Annotated in this window: 19 protein-coding genes and 1 tRNA gene; 8 read left to right on the top strand and 12 right to left on the bottom strand. The window is 41.4% G+C overall.

Annotated features, from left to right (window positions below; all coding sequences use genetic code 11):
• Nucleotide 1 precedes the first annotated feature (1 nt).
• Together F3G88_RS02070 and purM are read right to left on the bottom strand one after the other, a co-directional pair.
• Nucleotides 2–226 (bottom strand): hypothetical protein, encoded by a 225-nt coding sequence (locus F3G88_RS02070; protein WP_149715245.1) that lies wholly within the window; start codon nt 224–226, stop codon nt 2–4.
• Entirely contained in the window at nt 226–1,209 is a 984-nt protein-coding gene (gene purM, locus F3G88_RS02065; RefSeq protein WP_149715244.1) for a phosphoribosylformylglycinamidine cyclo-ligase, read from the bottom strand. The genes F3G88_RS02070 and purM overlap by 1 nt, the downstream gene beginning before the upstream one ends.
• A gap of 79 nt (nt 1,210–1,288) precedes the next feature.
• On the opposite strand from purM, the gene coaE reads away from it, so the two are divergent.
• Nucleotides 1,289–1,891, top strand: coding sequence for a dephospho-CoA kinase (gene coaE / locus F3G88_RS02060; RefSeq protein WP_149715243.1), 603 nt, complete (start codon nt 1,289–1,291; stop codon nt 1,889–1,891).
• Here the strand turns inward: coaE and F3G88_RS02055 are convergent.
• Complete coding sequence (locus F3G88_RS02055; RefSeq protein ID WP_149715242.1) at nt 1,881–2,501, bottom strand: DNA alkylation repair protein; 621 nt, start codon at nt 2,499–2,501, stop codon at nt 1,881–1,883. The two genes, coaE and F3G88_RS02055, sit on opposite strands and share 11 nt — an antisense overlap.
• 75 nt (nt 2,502–2,576) lie before the next feature.
• On the opposite strand from F3G88_RS02055, the gene dapF reads away from it, so the two are divergent.
• Nucleotides 2,577–3,320: a diaminopimelate epimerase gene (gene dapF, locus F3G88_RS02050; RefSeq protein WP_149715241.1), complete on the top strand. Its 744-nt coding sequence runs from the start codon at nt 2,577–2,579 to the stop codon at nt 3,318–3,320.
• 158 nt (nt 3,321–3,478) lie between these two features.
• On the opposite strand, the gene rplT is transcribed toward dapF, so the two are convergent.
• Together rplT and rpmI are read right to left on the bottom strand one after the other, a co-directional pair.
• Nucleotides 3,479–3,835, bottom strand: a complete 357-nt coding sequence (rplT, locus tag F3G88_RS02045) for a 50S ribosomal protein L20 (RefSeq protein WP_004317321.1) — start codon at nt 3,833–3,835, stop codon at nt 3,479–3,481.
• A gap of 99 nt (nt 3,836–3,934) precedes the next feature.
• Complete coding sequence (gene rpmI, locus F3G88_RS02040; protein ID WP_004317422.1) at nt 3,935–4,126, bottom strand: 50S ribosomal protein L35; 192 nt, start codon at nt 4,124–4,126, stop codon at nt 3,935–3,937.
• A gap of 201 nt (nt 4,127–4,327) precedes the next feature.
• Between rpmI and F3G88_RS02035 the strand changes: the two genes are divergently transcribed.
• The 4 genes from F3G88_RS02035 (at nt 4,328) to F3G88_RS02015 (ending at nt 9,981) form a co-directional block, all read left to right on the top strand.
• On the top strand, nt 4,328–5,824 hold the full coding sequence (locus tag F3G88_RS02035; protein ID WP_149715240.1) for a C69 family dipeptidase: 1,497 nt from the start codon (nt 4,328–4,330) through the stop codon (nt 5,822–5,824).
• A gap of 510 nt (nt 5,825–6,334) precedes the next feature.
• On the top strand, nt 6,335–8,608 hold the full coding sequence (gene metE, locus F3G88_RS02025) for a 5-methyltetrahydropteroyltriglutamate--homocysteine S-methyltransferase (protein ID WP_149715239.1): 2,274 nt from the start codon (nt 6,335–6,337) through the stop codon (nt 8,606–8,608).
• Between the two features lie 25 nt (nt 8,609–8,633).
• Nucleotides 8,634–9,092, top strand: a complete 459-nt coding sequence (locus F3G88_RS02020) for a hypothetical protein (protein WP_103615970.1) — start codon at nt 8,634–8,636, stop codon at nt 9,090–9,092.
• A gap of 4 nt (nt 9,093–9,096) precedes the next feature.
• Entirely contained in the window at nt 9,097–9,981 is an 885-nt protein-coding gene (locus tag F3G88_RS02015) for a methylenetetrahydrofolate reductase (RefSeq protein ID WP_149715238.1), read from the top strand.
• 306 nt (nt 9,982–10,287) lie between these two features.
• Here F3G88_RS02015 and F3G88_RS10175 read toward each other — a convergent pair whose 3' ends face one another.
• The 4 genes from F3G88_RS10175 to F3G88_RS02000 form a co-directional block, all read right to left on the bottom strand.
• A complete protein-coding gene (locus F3G88_RS10175) occupies nt 10,288–10,644 on the bottom strand; it encodes a winged helix-turn-helix domain-containing protein (protein ID WP_188117449.1) in 357 nt (118 codons plus the stop codon).
• A 191-nt stretch (nt 10,645–10,835) separates the two neighbouring features.
• On the bottom strand, nt 10,836–10,976 hold the full coding sequence (locus F3G88_RS10170) for a hypothetical protein (protein WP_188117448.1): 141 nt from the start codon (nt 10,974–10,976) through the stop codon (nt 10,836–10,838).
• Nucleotides 10,976–11,680, bottom strand: a complete 705-nt coding sequence (locus tag F3G88_RS02005) for a cytochrome c3 family protein (RefSeq protein ID WP_149715927.1) — start codon at nt 11,678–11,680, stop codon at nt 10,976–10,978. The genes F3G88_RS10170 and F3G88_RS02005 overlap by 1 nt, the downstream gene beginning before the upstream one ends.
• Nucleotides 11,677–12,114 carry a cytochrome c3 family protein gene (locus tag F3G88_RS02000; RefSeq protein ID WP_004317425.1) on the bottom strand — a complete coding sequence of 146 codons (438 nt, stop codon included), beginning with the start codon at nt 12,112–12,114 and terminating at the stop codon, nt 11,677–11,679. The genes F3G88_RS02005 and F3G88_RS02000 overlap by 4 nt, the downstream gene beginning before the upstream one ends.
• Before the next feature lie 224 nt (nt 12,115–12,338).
• On the opposite strand from F3G88_RS02000, the gene F3G88_RS01995 reads away from it, so the two are divergent.
• Together F3G88_RS01995 and F3G88_RS01990 are read left to right on the top strand one after the other, a co-directional pair.
• A tRNA-Val gene (locus tag F3G88_RS01995) sits at nt 12,339–12,414 on the top strand.
• A 252-nt stretch (nt 12,415–12,666) separates the two neighbouring features.
• On the top strand, nt 12,667–13,983 hold the full coding sequence (locus F3G88_RS01990; RefSeq protein WP_149715237.1) for an Ig-like domain-containing protein: 1,317 nt from the start codon (nt 12,667–12,669) through the stop codon (nt 13,981–13,983).
• 44 nt (nt 13,984–14,027) lie between these two features.
• Here the strand turns inward: F3G88_RS01990 and F3G88_RS01985 are convergent, their stop codons facing one another.
• The 3 genes from F3G88_RS01985 to F3G88_RS01975 form a co-directional block, all read right to left on the bottom strand.
• Nucleotides 14,028–15,446 (bottom strand): alanine/glycine:cation symporter family protein, encoded by a 1,419-nt coding sequence (locus tag F3G88_RS01985; protein WP_149715236.1) that lies wholly within the window; start codon nt 15,444–15,446, stop codon nt 14,028–14,030.
• Nucleotides 15,447–15,534: 88 nt separating this feature from the next.
• Complete coding sequence (locus F3G88_RS01980; protein ID WP_149715235.1) at nt 15,535–16,050, bottom strand: ATP-dependent DNA helicase RuvA; 516 nt, start codon at nt 16,048–16,050, stop codon at nt 15,535–15,537.
• A 40-nt stretch (nt 16,051–16,090) separates the two neighbouring features.
• A complete protein-coding gene (locus F3G88_RS01975; RefSeq protein ID WP_223228756.1) occupies nt 16,091–17,257 on the bottom strand; it encodes a replication-associated recombination protein A in 1,167 nt (388 codons plus the stop codon).
• Nucleotides 17,258–17,275: the final 18 nt, after the last annotated feature.

Raw genomic sequence — 17,275 nt, 5'->3', positions numbered from 1 at the left:
GTCACTTTCCTGTATTTATGTAGATACGGCTAAATTTCTCGCCGTTGTCTTGCATGATAGGCAGCATGCCTGATCCTCGCGAGACCTCACACCAATACTCATAAAAATCAAGCTTTTTGATATCGCTTTCTAGTACACCAAAATAGCCTATATATTCATAAATGCTAAGATCAAAAAAGCTTTTATTTTTGGTTTTTAGCAGACGTTTTTTGCTAAATTCTTGCATCAAACTAGCTCAACGCCTTTGCCACTTACCACTTCACCGATCACGTAGCCATCGCTATTTGCTAGCACAGCATCTACGTTTTCTTTAGGCACAACAAGGATCATGCCAACACCCATGTTAAATGTCCTCATCATCTCACTATTTTCAACTTTTTGCGCGAGGATTTTAAAAATTTCAGGCGTTTTTATAGCGCTTTTTTGCACCTTCGCACCAAGTCCAGCAGGAAAGACGCGAGGCAGGTTTTCAACTATGCCACCACCCGTTATATGCGCCATCGCTGTGATCTTATCTTTTAAGTTTAAAAAGTCGCTCACGTAAATTCTAGTTGGCTCAAGAAGCACGTTGATGAGCGCTCTATCGCCCACTTTTTCGTCAAATTTAAGTCCAAGCTCGCTTACTACTTTTCTTGCAAGAGAGAAGCCGTTTGAGTGCAGGCCACTACTAGGAAGTGCGACTAAAACGTCGCTTGCTTTTACAAATTTGCTCCTATCGATCTCGTCAGCCTCAGCTATACCCACGGCAAATCCGGCAAGGTCAAAGTCGCCCTTTTCATACATCGACGGCATCTCGGCTGTCTCACCGCCTATCAGCGCGCACTGCGCCTTTTTGCAGCCATTTGCGATGCTTTTCACCACCTCTTTGGCACTCTCTATCTCAAGCTTTGCAGTCGCGTAGTAGTCGAGAAAAAATAGTGGTGTGGCGAAGTTGCAGATGAGGTCATTTACGCACATGGCGACTAGATCCTCGCCCACGCCCTCAAATTTCTTAGCGTCGATAGCTAGGCGGAGCTTCGTGCCAACGCCGTCGGTCGCGCCTAAAATGGCTGGATTTTTATATCCGCTTGGCAGTCTGACCGCACCTGAAAATGATCCGATGCCGCCTATGACGTTTGGTGTTTGCGTAGATTTTACGAAAGGCTTGATCGCCTCAACAAAGCTATTTCCAGCATCTATATCGACTCCGGCATCTTTATAACTTATCATTTTCGCCCTTTTGGTTATTTTTTAAAACTTTAGCCAAAAGTTGCTAAAATTGTTATCAATTTTCAAAAATGGAGCGACTTTGCAGAAATTTCCAAACGCCTACGTCATCACAGGCTCGATCGCCAGCGGCAAAAGCACGGTTGTAAATTTACTAAAAGAGCGAGGTTTTAGCGTGATCGACGCAGACGTGATCGCACACGAGCAGCTTGAAATTTGCAAACGAGAGATATTAGAAGTTTTTGGCGAGCAAATTTTAGATGAGGCTGGCAAGATAGATCGCAAAAAGCTTGGAGCCATTGTCTTTCATGAGCCAAAAAAGCTTAAAAATTTAGAGCAAATTTTACATCCAAAGATAAAAGCTGAAATTTTTTTCAAAGCCTCACAGCTTGAGAGTTTGGGGCAAGTTTATTTTGTCGATATCCCTTTATTTTTTGAAAAAAAAGAGCGTTACGCTGAGTTTAAAAATGTAGCTGTGATCTACGCGCCAAAAGAGCTTTTGCTAAGCCGTCTAATGAGCCGAAATGGTTTAAATTTAGAGGATGCAAAAGCTAGAGTAGAGCTTCAGATGGACATCGAGCAAAAGAGAGAAATGGCAAAATTTGTTATCGATAATAGCAATGACAGGGAGAATTTAGAGCTGGAGCTAGAGAAATTTTTAAAGCAGATCGGCGCTACTTCTTGATAAATTTACTAGCAAATTTATATGTTTGCATGGCTTCTTTACTACCCAAATCCCAGCTATCAAGCTCAGCTTTTACTAAATTTGGAAATTTCTTGCTTATATCTTTTAAAGCATTGCCAACCGACTTTCTAAGATACTCGCTCTCGTCTTCTTTTAGGCTGGCTAGGCGCCTAATGGCCTCATCTGGGTTATCTTTAAAATAGGGCCTACTAGTCCATATTCTAAGCCCCTCGCTTACGGCCCTTTTTGCATTTGCGTTGCCATTTTCTAGCCACTCATCAATGGTTAAAAGTGCCTGCTCGTAGCCAACCTTTTTACAAAACTCATCAAACGCCTTTGCCAGCACCTCTTGAACTCGCCAGTTTTCATCTTTTGAGACTTCATCTCTCATAAATGCCAAAATTTCTTCACGATCCGATAGGTGACCAAAGAGAAAAACCGCATACATCCGCACTTGATAGAGCTTTGAGCTGTATGCTAGGTATGCAAGCTCTTTGCAGTGCGAAGCTCCCTTTGCTTTATAGTCAGCCAAGGCCCTACTTTCTTGCTCTTTAAAGCCATTTTCTATCAAAGAAAACTCTTTTTCTAAATTTAAGATGTAGCTCTTCAAGGTGGCTCCTTTAAATTTATTAACAACTCTTACCTAAATTTTAGTAAAATCACGCAAAAAATAAAAGGACAGCTCATGCAAGTCTCAAAGTACAACGCCAGCGGCAATGATTTTGTCATATTTCACACATTTTTAAGCAAAGATAGAAGCGAGCTTGCAAGGCAGATTTGCAGCCGGACAAACGGCGTGGGAGCTGATGGGCTCATCGTGCTTTTGCCTTATGAAAAGGGCGTGAAATGGGAGTTTTACAATAGCGACGGAAGCTACGCTGCGATGTGTGGCAACGGCTCACGCGCGGCTGCTAGATATGCCTATCTAAACGGCCTTGTAAGTTCGAGCGAATTTGCCTTGCTGACTGGCAGCGGCGAGGTGATAGCGAGCGTGAAAGATGAGTGCGTTGAGGTCGTGCTAACAAGTCCAAAGATTTTAAGTGAGCCACTAAATGAAGGTGGCAAAACTTGGTATTTTTACGATACTGGCGTGCCTCATCTTGTAAATTTCACACAAAATTTAGATGAATTTGACATCATAGAGTGTTGGACACTTCGTGAAAAATACAATGCAAATGTAAATTTAGCCAAATTTGATGGCGGAGTTTTAAAAGTGAGAACCTACGAAAGGGGCGTGGAGGACGAGACGCTAGCTTGTGGTACTGGCATGGCAGCTTGCTTTTACGGTGCTACTTTAAATTTAAACGCACCGCAAAGCCTAAAAGTCTATCCAAAAAGTGGCGAGGAGCTTGGACTTAGGCTAGAAAATGGCAAAATCTTATTTAGCGGAGCGGTGAAACACTGCTTTGATACGAGTATTGAAATTTAAGCTTTTTTGGCTGCTAGTAGTTAAATTTGGCTAGTAGTTTGTAAAAGTCGTGGGTAGTAAATTTAAATTTCATATCAAATTTTGTGTAAAACAAAGAGTTTTTGTTATTAAATTTTAAAGTATAAAAAAGAAGATCTCCGCCGAAGCGGAGAAAAGGTTTATTTCAAAGCATCTTTTGCTTGTTTTGCAAGTGCCGCAAATGCCTTCGCGTCATTCATAGCTAGATCAGCTAAAATTTTTCTATCAAGTTCGATCTTAGCTTTGTTTAAGCCGTTGATAAATCTTGAATAGCTAATGTCGTTTAGTCTGCAAGCTGCGTTTATACGAACGATCCATAAACGTCTGAAATCACGTTTTTTCTGGCGTCTGTCGCGATATGCATAAACTAAACTTCTCTCTAGTTGCTCTTTAGCTTTTCTAAAGTGTTTATGTCTAGCACTGAAAAAGCCACGTGCTAGCTTTAAAACTTTCTTATGGCGTCTTCTTCTAACTACGCCTGTTTTTACTCTTGCCATATTTATCCTTTTACAAATTGGCGCTCACAAAGTGAGTCTTGCCCCTAAATTTGGGGGAGTTTGAATGACTTTTTGTCAAAAACTTAAATCTACAGCTGCTTATACGCCGAGCATTTTGCGAACGGCTGGGACATTTGTGCTGTCCACGTATTTTGGGCCACGCAAATCTCTCATACGCTTAGTAGGTTTTTTTGTTAAGATGTGGCTTCTAAAAGCAGAGCCTCTTTTTATCTTATTTTTACCTACTTTAAAGCGCTTAGCAGCACCGCGAACGGTTTTCATCTTTGGCATGCTAATCCTTTTTGAAATTTTATACGCAAGTGCGTAAGATTTGGATTATAGCGAAAAATCCTTTAGAAAATTTAAATTTCACTTAGACAAAATTTGCAATAAATTTACATTAAACTTAAAAGAATTTTAAAATTTATAATTAAATTATTAAATTTGACATATAATCACATATAAGAAATTTATTTTACTAAAGGAGTAAAAATGAAAGGGAAAATTCTCGCATCAATCGTCGCTATGAGTGCGATTTTAGGCACAAGTAGCTTGGCATGCACTACCATTTTAGTAGGAGATAAAGCCTCAAACGACGGCTCTATGTTAGTGGCTAGAAGCGCTGATAGCAAGGCCATAAAGGCTCAAGTTTTTTTGATACATCCAGCTACGAAAAACCAAACTGGCATGCACAGCTCAAAGGCACATGACGGCGCAAATGACTTTACATATCCACTCCCAAAAGATGGCATGAGATACACAACTATCGCAAACTCACACACAAAACTTCACGGAGCAGTCGGCTACAACGAGGCTGGCGTAGGACTTAGTGGCACTGAGACCATCTATGCAAAAGATGAGCTTTTAAAAGTTGATCCATACAATGAAGAAACCGGCATCACAGAAGATGACATCCCAGACGTGCTTTTGCCGCGCATCAAAAGCGCAAAAGAGGGCGTTAAACTTCTTGGCGAGATAGTGGAGACAAAAGGCGCTGGCGAGGGCTTTGGCGTGGTATTTGTCGATGCAAATGAGCTTTGGTACTTTGAAACTGGCACAGGCCACAAGTGGATCGCTTCAAAAATCCCACAAGATGAGTATTTTGTCACTGCAAACCAAGGCAGACTTCACACTTATAAAGAGAATGATCCAAATTTCATGGGAGCAAAAGATGTCATCAAATTTGCGATCGATAACAAGACTTATGACCCTGCAAAAGACGGAGAATTTAACTTTACAAAGGCCTATACAAGGGATGATGAGAGAGATGTGACTTATAACTACCCACGTGTTTGCTGGGTTCAAAGTATGTTTAACCCAAGTCTAAAACAAGACTTCGCCGATGGTCAGAAATTTCCAGTATTTTTAAAACCAGAGAAAAAACTAAGTGTTGAGGATCTAAAAGCTGCGATGAGAGCCCACTACGACGGCACTGCGTTTGATAACTACGCTAGCAAAGATGAAGATAAGAGAAACATCTACCGCGCTATAAGCGTCTTTAGAACATACGAGTCTCACGTCATGCAGGTGCGCCCATGGTTACCAAAAGAGATCGGCCGTGTGACCTACGTCGCTCTTGGCATGGCCGATCTTAGCGTTTATTTGCCGTATTACGAGGGGCTTGATGGCTTTATAAAAGGCTACTCAGACGGCTCATACGATGCTGATGATACTTCGATATACTGGGTTTATAGAAAGCTTCAAACCCTTGTAATGACTGATTATGAGAAGTATTCGCCAGTGGTAAAAGAGGCTTACGCTAAATTTGAAAAAGAGTTGGCAGTAAAACAGGCTAAATTTGAAGATGAGTACGTAAAGCTTTATAAAAAAGATAAGAAAAAAGCGGACAAACTCTTAAATGAATTTAGCCAAAAGACTATGCAAGAGGCTAAGGATTTAACCCAGGAGCTTACAAACAAAGTCTTTACTATGCTTACAGCCGATATGGATGCTAAGCTAAAATCCCTAAATAAAGGCAAAAAAGACTAAATATTCTGGGCGTGAAATTTAGTAGCGCCCAAACTTTAAACAAAAATTTGGCAAAGAGCGTTTATAATGCGACAAAAATTCACTACAAAGGAAAAACGCTGATGCCTTGTCCCATGCGTAAAGCTCATTAATCTCGGCAAAAAACATATCAGCGATTTTCAAAAAACACGCAAATTTTTAAATGATTTTACATTTTTTCACATTGAGATAAATCCATTTTTGCTAGCAGGTCCGCTGCATTGTAACTGCATTTTTAACAGCAAAGCTAAGCAATGCCTGAAATTTGGCAAGGACCTTTTTAGCAGGGTTTTTTATAAATTTTACTTTAGTTTAAGAAGAAGCGGGTGTCATCCACCGCATGTGGTGTGATCCAGACTTGTGCGCAGCGCAACAACATTGAACGTGCTGGGGGGGGGTTGGGTCGCAGGGATATACCTGCATAAAAAATATTCAAGGTGGCTGCGCCTTGCGCAGTTTTAATTAAAAAATAGAAATTTATAAAGGATAAAAATGATAAAAAGTTATGTTTTAGGTTTTCCAAGAATCGGAGAAAAAAGAGAGTTAAAGCGCGCATTAGAGGGCTTTTGGGCTGGTAAAGAGGGCTTTAGTGAAGAGAATTTGCAAGAGACTGCAAAGACGCTTCGCCAAAGACACTGGAAATATCAACAAGATGCTGGCATTTCGGCCATTAGCGTTAATGATTTTTCATTTTACGACCTAATGCTTGATAATATCATCGCTTTTGGCGCTACGCCTCCAAGATTTGCAAATTTAAGCGGCTTGGAGCAATATTTTGCTTGCTCAAGAGGCAATAAAAATGGCGTTGCGATGGAGATGACAAAGTGGTTTAACACAAACTACCACTACATCGTGCCAGAGCTTAGCAGCGAGAGTAAATTTAGTCTAAAAGCGGATAAAATTTTAAATGAATACAAAGAGGCGAAGGCTAACGGCGTAAAAGGCAAGGTAAATTTGATCGGCCCTATCACATTTTTGGCTCTTTCAAAGACAACTGATGGCAGCTGCCCATTTAAGCACCTTGACGCGCTTGTAGGCGAGTATAAAAAGCTACTTGAGCAAATTTCTAAGCTTGATGATGAAATTTTAGTGCAGTTTGACGAGCCGATCTTTGTAACTGACAAAAACGAAAGCGACCTTTTGCCACTTATCACAAAGGTTTATAACGAGCTAACAGGCGTTGCTAGCAACATCAAGATCGTGTTTGCGACATATTTTGAGCATGCGATCAAGGCAGTTAGCGAAGTGGCTAAAACTAAAATTTACGGCATCGCACTTGACTTCATCCACGGCAAGAGAAATTTTGAGGCACTTGAGACTATCAAAAATAGCCATTTGACGCTATTTGCAGGCGTGATCGACGGCAGAAATATCTGGAAAAGCAACATCGATGATAAGGTAAAACTTGTTCGTGAAATTTCAGATAAAATAGGCGGCAAAGACTTTTATATCGGCACTTCATGCTCACTTCTTCACGTGCCATACACTCTAAAATATGAAGAGAATTTAAACCCTGAGATCAAAAGCTGGTTAAGCTTTGCGGTCGAGAAGCTTGACGAGATCAAGATCATCACAAAACTAGCAAATGGCGAGAAGTTAAATGAGGCTGAGGCTAAAATTTACGAAGAGAATAAAAATGCTGTTAAAACTCGCGCCACTTCAAAGCTCATCCACTCTGAAAGCGTTCAAAAACGTATCAAAAATTTAAGCAAATTTGAACGTGATGAGAAATTTGAAGACCGCATCAAAATCCAACGTGAAACGCTAAAATACGGCATATTGCCAACAACAACGATAGGTAGTTTTCCTCAAACGGTTGATCTTCGCGTACTTCGCCAAAATTTCAAAAAAGGCGAGATCGACGCGGCTGCTTATGAAGCAGGCATCAAAAAATATATCGATCACTGCGTGAAATTTCAAGAAGATATCGGCCTAGACGTGCTAGTACATGGCGAGCCAGAGAGAAATGACATGGTTGAGTACTTTGGCGAGCAGATCAGCGGATATGCATTTAGCCAAAATGGCTGGGTACAAAGCTACGGCAGTCGCTGCGTCAAGCCACCACTTCTCTTTGGTGACGTAAGCCGCCCAGAGCCGATGACTGTTAAGTGGATGAAATACGCTCAAAGCATCACAAAACACGTAATGAAGGGCATGCTAACAGGTCCTGTGACTATGCTAAACTGGAGCTTTGTGCGTGACGATCTGCCAAGAAGCGAAGTAGCAAAACAGCTCGCACTTTGCATCTACGACGAGATCGCAGACCTTCAAGATGCTGGCATCAGAGTGATCCAAGTCGATGAGGCAGCGTTTAAAGAGGGCTATCCGCTAAGAGCTGAAAATATCCCAGCTTATGAGAAATTTGCGGTTGATTGCTTTAAGCTTTCAGTAAGCTCAGCTGAGGCAAAAACTCAGATCCACACGCATATGTGCTACTCTGAATTTAACGATATTATTAAGACCATTGAGGCTATGGATGCTGATGTTATCAGTATCGAGACTGCAAGAAGTGGCAACGAGCTACTTAAAATTTTCAAAGCCGTTGGCTACAAACAAGAGGTCGGACCTGGCGTTTACGACATCCACAGCCCACGCGTGCCAAGTGTCGAGGAGATCGTCGCTCAGATCAAAGCTCTGCTTGAAGTCTTGCCAAAAGAGCAACTCTGGATCAACCCAGACTGCGGCCTAAAAACTAGAAAATGGGAAGAGGTCGAGCCAAGCCTTAAAAACATGGTAGAAGCCGTCAAGATCGTAAGAGGTCTATAAAATTTAATTAAAAAGGATTTGAAAAATGAAAAGGATTTTTCTATTTGTAATATTAGTTATCTTTGCGTCCGGATGTAGTTCTGGACGCCACTCTATACCACTCAACAAAGGTGCGTATAAGCAAACAAATATCTATAGTATCAGTGAGACTTTAAATTTAGAAGCTGCCAAAAAAGAGCTAGCAGGCTTTGAAAATGTGAGGCTTGAATTTGGCTCAAACGACCAAAATAAAAGCGTCATCAAGGCAAATGTAAAGGTTCAAAGATTTATCACTGATAGCGGAGATATAAAGGGCTATTGCCAAGAGGCTTTTGTCGCTGTCATAAAAAGATATATGATAGCTGCTAAAAAGCAAAATGCCGACGTAGCAAATATCGTAAGCTTTTGGCGAGCCGACGCAAAATACCTAAAAGACGAGTTTGTCTGCATGTCGTCAAAAAGTTCTGTTGGCGTGGTGATGAGGGCTGATCTAGTTCAAAAGTGAGAAAATGCTAAAAGAGAAAATTTTAAATAAAGAAAAAGGGCTCGTGCTATATGGCCTTACGCCGCCAAAGGCCGAATTTGAAGAGGCAAAGCTGCGTGAGATATCTGAGCGCTGGACGGGCCGGATAAATGATATCAAGGCCGACGGGCTCGTGCTTTACGAGGTGCAAGACGAGAGTGAGAGAAATGATAGCGAGAGGACATTTGAGTTTAGTGGGACGCTAAGCCCAGAAATTTACTACAAAAAGTATCTAAACGTCGCTACTCCTAGTATATTTTACCGCGTGGCTAGCGGATACGGCGAGGATGAATTTCGCGCAGCACTTAAGGCTCAAAGCTCAAATTTAAACGTGCTAGTGGGGGCAACTTCAAGCACGCAAAAAGTAAGGCTAAATTTGGCTCGCGCTTACGAGGTCGCTAGCGAATTTAAAGAGTTGGCAGTGGGCGGCGTCTGTATCGCAGAGCGTCACGGCAAAAAGGGCGATGAGCCACAAAGGATGCGTGAAAAGATCGCAGCTGGGGCTAAATTTTTCATATCGCAAGCGATATTTGACGCACAGCTAGCGCGTAAATTTTTAGAGGATTGCGCGGTTGCAAAGATAAGCGAGCCGATATTTCTTACATTTAGCACAGCAGGCAACCCAAAAACGCTTGAATTTATCAAATGGCTCGGAGTGAGCGTGCCAAGCTCGGTTGAGGAGAGACTAAATTTAAGCTCTGACTACCTAGCTAGTAGCTGCGAGATCATCAAAGAAATTTGGTGCGAGCTAAAGAAATTTGGCGACGAAAATGGACTAAATTTAAGCATAAATATAGAAAGTGTAATGGCAAAACGTGCCGAGATCGAAGCGAGCCTGGAGCTTACAAAAAGCATAAGAGAGTTGGTGTAAAGCCAGCTCTTGCAACAAATTTCTACAAGTTCTTTCTTGATGGTGCAATGGCGCCACAAATCCACAAAGAATAGTCGTTATCATTAGCGATCACAAGCTGTTTTAAGGTCGGTTGCCACTGCTTGTCAAATTTTAAAAACTGCTATAGCAAAAATAATATGGCTTTATGTAAGAAATTTTACGAGATATACGAATACGACAAACTGCTAAGAGAAAAAGGCGGTGCTTTGGTAAGGCAAATTTATCAAAGGTGCTGTGAAAATCGTTGAAGTCAAAATAGCCAAACAAGCAAGAGTTTTTGCAAATTTAAGCAAATTTGATCCAAAAGTATAGAAATTTAGCCCTCAAACAAGATCTAAATTTGACTAACCCCCCCCACTCCACCTTATATCCAGTGCCTCGCACGGTTTTTAAGCATATATTTGGAATCTTAGCTCTTATCTCTCGCACGAGCGATCTTATGCGGTCTTGCGATAAGGTTTCGTTTTTATATAGGTGGTGATCTATCTCGTCGTAAGTGACGACGTGTGGCGAGTTTTTGCATAAAATTTCAAGTAGCTGGCTCTCTTTTTTGCCAAGGTAGATGACCTCGTCCTCTTTTCTTATGCAAAGGGAGTCTTTGTCAAAGACTAGGCCATTTTTTAGCTCAAATTTAGAGCCCAAAAGCACCTTACAAAGCCTAAAAACGTGAAATAAAAACTCTTCAGGGCAAAATGGCTTAATGATAAAGTCACTCCCATAGCGTAGTAAATCCTCTTAAAAACGCTAGGGACGCTAACATCTAGCAAAAGCATAATGGGAGTGATATTTTGGCTATCTCTTATAAATTTAACTAGATCAAGGTTTAAATTTCTTTATCTGTTGCCGCACTCAAAGTCTTTGATGACTTCGCTGGCGCTTTTGAGCTGGATCATCCTAAACCCAAAGCGGTAAAGCGATGCATTTAGGATGACATTTTGCTCAAAGTCGCTTGAGAGCAACAATATCTTCTTCATCAGCCAGCCATGCCACCGCCGACTGGTTTTTTGGCGTCTTTTTCAGCCTTTTGTTTTAAAAATTCCTCTTCGTCTTTTGTAGGTTTGTACTCATCTTTGAAGAATTTTTGCTTAGTTTCGATCCTCTTTTCAAGCATCTTTTTATCATAAATTTTATATGACGGCTTCCAATACTCAAGATAGTTTCTAAAGCCAGCGCCGTGACCTGCGTCATAGTGGCAGCTTACGCATTTTAGCTCTTTATCGCTGCCAAGAAGCTTTTTGTAGTGAGCGTGCATCTTTTGAGCTTGCGCTGAAGTGTTGTTGCTATCTATCACGTTTGTGTGGCAGCTTGTGCAGCCGTTGTCAAAGACGAAATGCTCGCGGTTTTTGAGGTTTTTGTGCCAATCAATAGCACTAGGATCGCCAAAGAAATGCACCCAGCCCTCTAAAATGCCGTTTTTCGCCTTTGTTAGGGCGTATTTTGCGATGTTATCATGTGGTATGTGACAATCCACGCATCTTGCTTTGATGCCAGTTTTGCCCTTGCCGCTGTGGATATCGTCGCTGTAGGCGATAACCATAGGATCCATCTCGTGGCAAACGATGCAGAATTTATCCCCACTCGTCTCATCAAGCGCGTAATGAACTGGCAGAACGACTAAAAATCCAACAATTCCGCTTATGAAGATTATAAGCGCTAGTAATTTTTTTGAAATTTTCATGGTGTTACTCCGTTCATCCATTGTGGCACCTCGTGTTCATGGCACTCAGAGCACATGTTTGTAGATGGTTTGTGTTCGTTGTGGCATTCGTCGCAGTACAAAGTCGGACCATCGTGAACAGAGTTGTGAGGATTTGCCTTTAGAGTATCCATAAATTTTAGCCTCTGGGCTAAGAGCTTTTTGCTCTTATGACAGGATAGGCAGCCAGCGTCGCCGATCGCTTTAAATTTGCTAGGATCATCGCCTTGGTTTTGGTGACAATCAACGCAGTCAAAGCTTAGGTGTTCATGATGAGGTTTGATCTTATACTTGGCTCTTAGCTCATCAGAGACTACTACTTTTGTGACGTTTAGATCGCCCTTTGGCATATCGGCACCAAAGAGATGAAGCGAAAATAAACAGGCAAAAATAGCGATGAATTTAAGCTTATTCATACCCTTTTCCTTTCTTTTAAGATTTTATAAACATCAAATTTCAACGGAAAACTAATATTTTTGCTTAAACTTACTTTTATGAAATTATAGTCCTTGCTTGATTAAATCTGCATTAATAATATTTTAGAGTGCTAAAATATAGACTAGTTTTATGAAGTTGAATTTTAAAGAAAATGGTAATTAAGCTAAATAAAATGGAAAATAAAATATAATCCCAAATCTTTGGTCCCGTAGCTCAGTTGGTAGAGCACTACCTTGACATGGTAGTGGTCGATGGTTCGAGTCCATTCGGGGCCACCATTTTTATATCAAATTCTCCAGAACACAAAAAAACTAAAAAAATAAAATTTAAAAATATTTTTTGTAACTCTGCTGTTTTTAAATTTTTAAACTAAATTCCTAAAATACGGCAAATTTTTACTAAATTTAACTCAAAAATTTACAACTTCATATTTCTAAAATGTCACAACTGTACCAGAGTACAATAGCAAAGAACTAAAATATTTACTTATAATTGCAGCATAAAAACTAAAAACATAAAAAGGAAATGTTATGAGTAAAATTAAAGGACTAATAAAATCAATAATCGGCACGGATGCCATCGTCGCAGTTGATGCTAATGGAAATCAAAGAACTCTAAAAGCTGGCGACGTGATCTATGACAATGAGGTCATAAAAGAGCAAGACGGCGTAAAGGTTGAGGTGCAGGCTGCGCAAACTCAAAATGAAAATGCTAGCGATGAGACTGGCAAAGAGATAGCATCACTACAAGAGCAACTACTAAATGGTAAAAATATCTCTGATCTTGAAGAGACTGCAGCTGGAGGCACTCAATCAGCAGGCGGAGTAAGCTCGAATGGCGTGAGCCTTGGCGCTGCTGGCTTTGCAAATGGCGGTCACTACTCAAACGTAAATGCAAATTTTGGCGATCTAAGCTCTCAAGCAAATGCTAGCGCAGAGGCTTTTACAAATGTAAGCGGTGGCGCAAGCGAGGAGGGCTTTAGTCTTGATATACTTGCAGCTGCGATAGATAATGCTTACAATAATATACTTCCAAAGACGCTAGAAGTATCTGTTACGGCAGTGGATGATAACGTAGTGACTGGTAATACAGATCAGGCAGTAAGCGGCAACCTTGACATCGAGGGCAATATCTTAGAGCATGAAAATTCACAAAGAACAGGTCTGCATATCACAAACGATAACACTCCAACTTTAGTTGGTAAGGCTACTTCAAACGCTACTATAAGTATATTTGATGGCGAAGGTGAGAGCGCACCGCTACTTGGTACGACAACTACTGATAATGATGGCAACTGGTCATATACTCCAACTTCACCTTTAGCTGATGGAGACCATAAATTTACAATTGAAGCTAGCAAAGTAGCTGCAAATGGCGAAGAGCTAAAAGCTACAAGCACGCAAGAGATAACTGTTGATACAGACAATAGCACCTTGTCTATCACAAAAATATCTACTGATGACTTTTCTGACTTGTCACACTATAACACAATGTATGATAGCAATAAACAATACGACTTTTCACCGACTATAGAGGGCAAAGCAGAGCCATTTGCTGATATAAATTTAGTCATCACAAAAGCTGAAGTTGTTTACAATGATGGCTTAGGTAACTCTTGGGTAGAGCAAGGCAACGAAGCTCATGTAGTTGAAAGACTAAGTGCTAGGGCTGATGCTGATGGCAACTGGAGAGCTGAGAGTAGTGTGTTGGATACTCTTGATACTAACGAATACACAGTCCAAGCTTCATCAGTAGATGAGGCTGGCAATAAATACGCAGAACCTCAAGCAACGACATTTTATATGCCACTTGAGCCTATAACTGTTGCTCCAACAGACCACCTATAATCATAAATTTAATGTGGAGAGACCTCTCTCCACGACTTTTAAATTTACTTCAAATACTCTTTTACGTCGTACTCTTTGCCAGCGTCGTGATCTTTTAAAAGTTTAGCCACGACTGGGCTTAGAAGGATAATGGCGATTAAATTTGGCACAACCATAAGGCCGTTAAACATATCAGCCAAGCTCCAGACGAAATTTACCTTTTGCAAGCTTCCCAAAAAGACAAAAACGACTACCAAAATTTGAAACGCCCTGACCGCTTTTGCGCCAAAAAGGTAGCGCACGTTGATCTCAGCAAAGTAGTACCAGCCAAGTATGGTCGTAAATGCAAAGAAAAATAGGCAGATCGCCACAAAGCTATAACCGCCAGTTTTGCCAAAGATGTGCGACGAGAACGCCTCTTGCACCAAGGTGATGCCTGTAAAGACTGCCTTGCCGTTTTCAAAGCTGATGACATTTGCGGTTAGCACCACAAAAACGGTGATGTTTAGCACGATAAATGTATCTACAAAGACGCTCATTATGCCAAGTACGGCTTGATCGACTGGGTGTTTGACGTTTGCAGCAGCGTGTGCGTGCGGAGTCGAGCCCATGCCAGCTTCGTTGCTAAAAAGTCCCCTTGCGATGCCGTATCTCATAGCAGCTGCGATGCTAGCGCCAGTTGCGCCGCCCCAAGCAGCAGAAGGATCAAATGCAGCTCTAAATATTAGCGAGATCGCCTCTGGGATATGCTCGAAATTTAAAAATATGATAGTAAGACCCACGCCAACGTAGAGCAAAGCCATGATAGGCACGATCTTTTCAGCGACCCTTGCGATCGCTTTTACGCCGCCTATAAAGATGACTGCGCAAATGAGAGCCAAAAACGCCCCTGTTAGCCACTGCGGTATGCCAAAAGCGCCGCTAAAGCCATCAGATATGGAGTTTGCTTGAACCATGTTGCCGATAAAGCCAAGTGCGATGATGATAGCGATAGCGAAAAATCCAGCTAGAAATTTCGCCCAGCCGCCCTTTAAACCGCGGCTTATATAAAACGCTGGGCCTCCTATCGTGTGGCCGCTGTCGTCTTTGGTGCGGTAAATTTGAGCGAGGCAAATTTCAGCAAAATTTGTAGCCATGCCTAAAAAGGCTGCGCACCACATCCAAAATATGGCTCCAGGACCGCCCATGATAAGAGCTGTCGTCGCACCCACGAGGTTTCCAGTGCCAACTTGCGCTGCGATCGCTGTTGCGACTGCTTGAAACGAGCTCATACCAGCCTTTCCAGCGGCCTCGCCGTGAAGCGAGAAATTTCCAAAAAGCTTGCCTAAACCCATCTTAAATTTAAAAATTTGAACAAAGCCAAGTCTAATGGTGAAAAATAGTCCAGTGCCGCAAAGTAGGGCGATTAGGAAGTATGGACCCCAAAGAAATGAATTTATACTTTCAACGCAGTTATTTAAAATTTCAGCAAAATTTGTAGGCATTTTTTAACTTTCGTGATTGATTTGGATTTGAGAAGTATATTTGAAAAAATATAAAATTTAAATTAACTACTAAAAAATCATACCCAAGCTAAATTTTTATAAGAGAGCCCTGCAAAACCACGCTTGAATAGTAGTAAAAGCTGTAAAATAGCCTATCGTCATAGTTTAGTTCATCTTGTTCGATGATCTCAAGATACTTTGGCTCTAGCATTTGCTTCATCTTTGCAAGCGGCTTTGCGTGATCCATCTGTTCTATTTTTTCGCAAATTTCAAGCATAAATTTAAAAAAGACTTCAAGCTTACACGAGATAAATTTAGCTACTTCGCCTTTTTCGCCTAGCGCACTTTTATAAATTCGCACCAAAAAAACGAGCGCAAATGGCGTTGCATGCCAAAATGTCTCTTGATATTCACACTCACCAAAGATATCATCAAGCAGCTCGCTAAGCTCTTTTTCATCAAATTTAGACTTTTTCACAGCCTTTGCAAGTGTGTTTAAAATTTGTGCAAAAAGCTCCGCCGTGCCGTAACTGCAGCTTAGTCTATCCCACGGCACGTCTTTTAGTTTTAAATTTGCGATATATTCTAAATTTTGCTCGACCATTTGCGTACCTTTTTAAATTCAAAAGAGTAAAGCCCAAAATTTAGCCCTTTGACCTTATCTTTTCTAGCCACTCATTTAGCGTCTTTTCAAAGCCTATGCCCTTGTTTTTGTAAAAAACGAGCGGTTTTTCTAGGTATTTTTGCTCGACCCAGCCGCCAAAATCATGCGGATAAAGGTAGTCTTTGCTCTCTTTTGTGTGATTTTTTAGATATGGCGGGATCTTTAAAATTTCTTCGCTTTGCACGTATCTTAGGGCGGCATTTATCGCATTGTAGCTTGAGTTTGACTTTGGCGAGCTGGCTAGATAGACGGCGCACTGAGCCAGTATGATCCTAGCCTCTGGAAAGCCTATCTCTTTTACCGCGCTAAGCGTGCTTGCGGCTAAATTTAGCGCATTTGGGTTTGCGTTGCCGATGTCTTCGCTGGCAAATATCGCCATGCGTCTAGCGATGAAGTCAGCGCTCTCGCCAGAGTCTATGAGCCTTGCGAGATAGTATATGACGGCGTTTTCGTCGCTTCCGCGCAGGCTTTTTATAAAGGCGCTTGCTAGCTCGTAGTGCGTGTCATCCTCTTTTGCCCCCTCTTTTAGGGCATTTTGGCGAAGTGTTTTTAAATTTTCTAAGCTCACATTTTCATCAAGCGTGATGGCAAATTCTAGTAAATTTAGCATAGCTCTTGCGTCGCCGCCACTACTTTTAAAGAGATACTCTTTGGCATCTTCATCTATGCTAAATGAAATTTGCTCTTTTATCTTGCTAAGAAGCTCTTCAAAGTCGCTACTGCTAAGCGGTCTAAACTCAAAGAGCATCGAGCGACTTCTGATGCCTGAGCTTAGCGTGAAAAAGGGATTTTCAGTACTTGCACCGATGACTAGGGCTTTGTAGTTTTCCATGGGGATGAGCAGCGCTTCTTGCTGGGTTTTGCTAAGGCGGTGGATCTCGTCTATGAAAAAGAGCGGTTTATTTAGGGCGTTTTCGTAGTTTTTTAAAATTTTACGAAAGTCATCTATCTTTAAATTTCCGCCGTCAAACTCGTAAAAGTCGTAGTTTGCCCCACTCGCCACGGCTCTTGCAAAGCTCGTCTTGCCACAGCCTGCTGGACCATAAAATATGGAGTGCGGTATCTTACTTGTGGCTATAAATTTTAAAAAGGCTGCTTTAACCGCCTTTTGACCACAAATTTCATCCAAGTTTTTTGGTCTAAACATCAGTGCAAGTGAGCTCAA

The sequence above is a fragment of the Campylobacter concisus genome, assembly GCF_902460675.1.
GTDB lineage: Bacteria > Campylobacterota > Campylobacteria > Campylobacterales > Campylobacteraceae > Campylobacter_A > Campylobacter_A concisus_AJ.
This window is presented reverse-complemented; position numbering and strand designations above follow the sequence as displayed.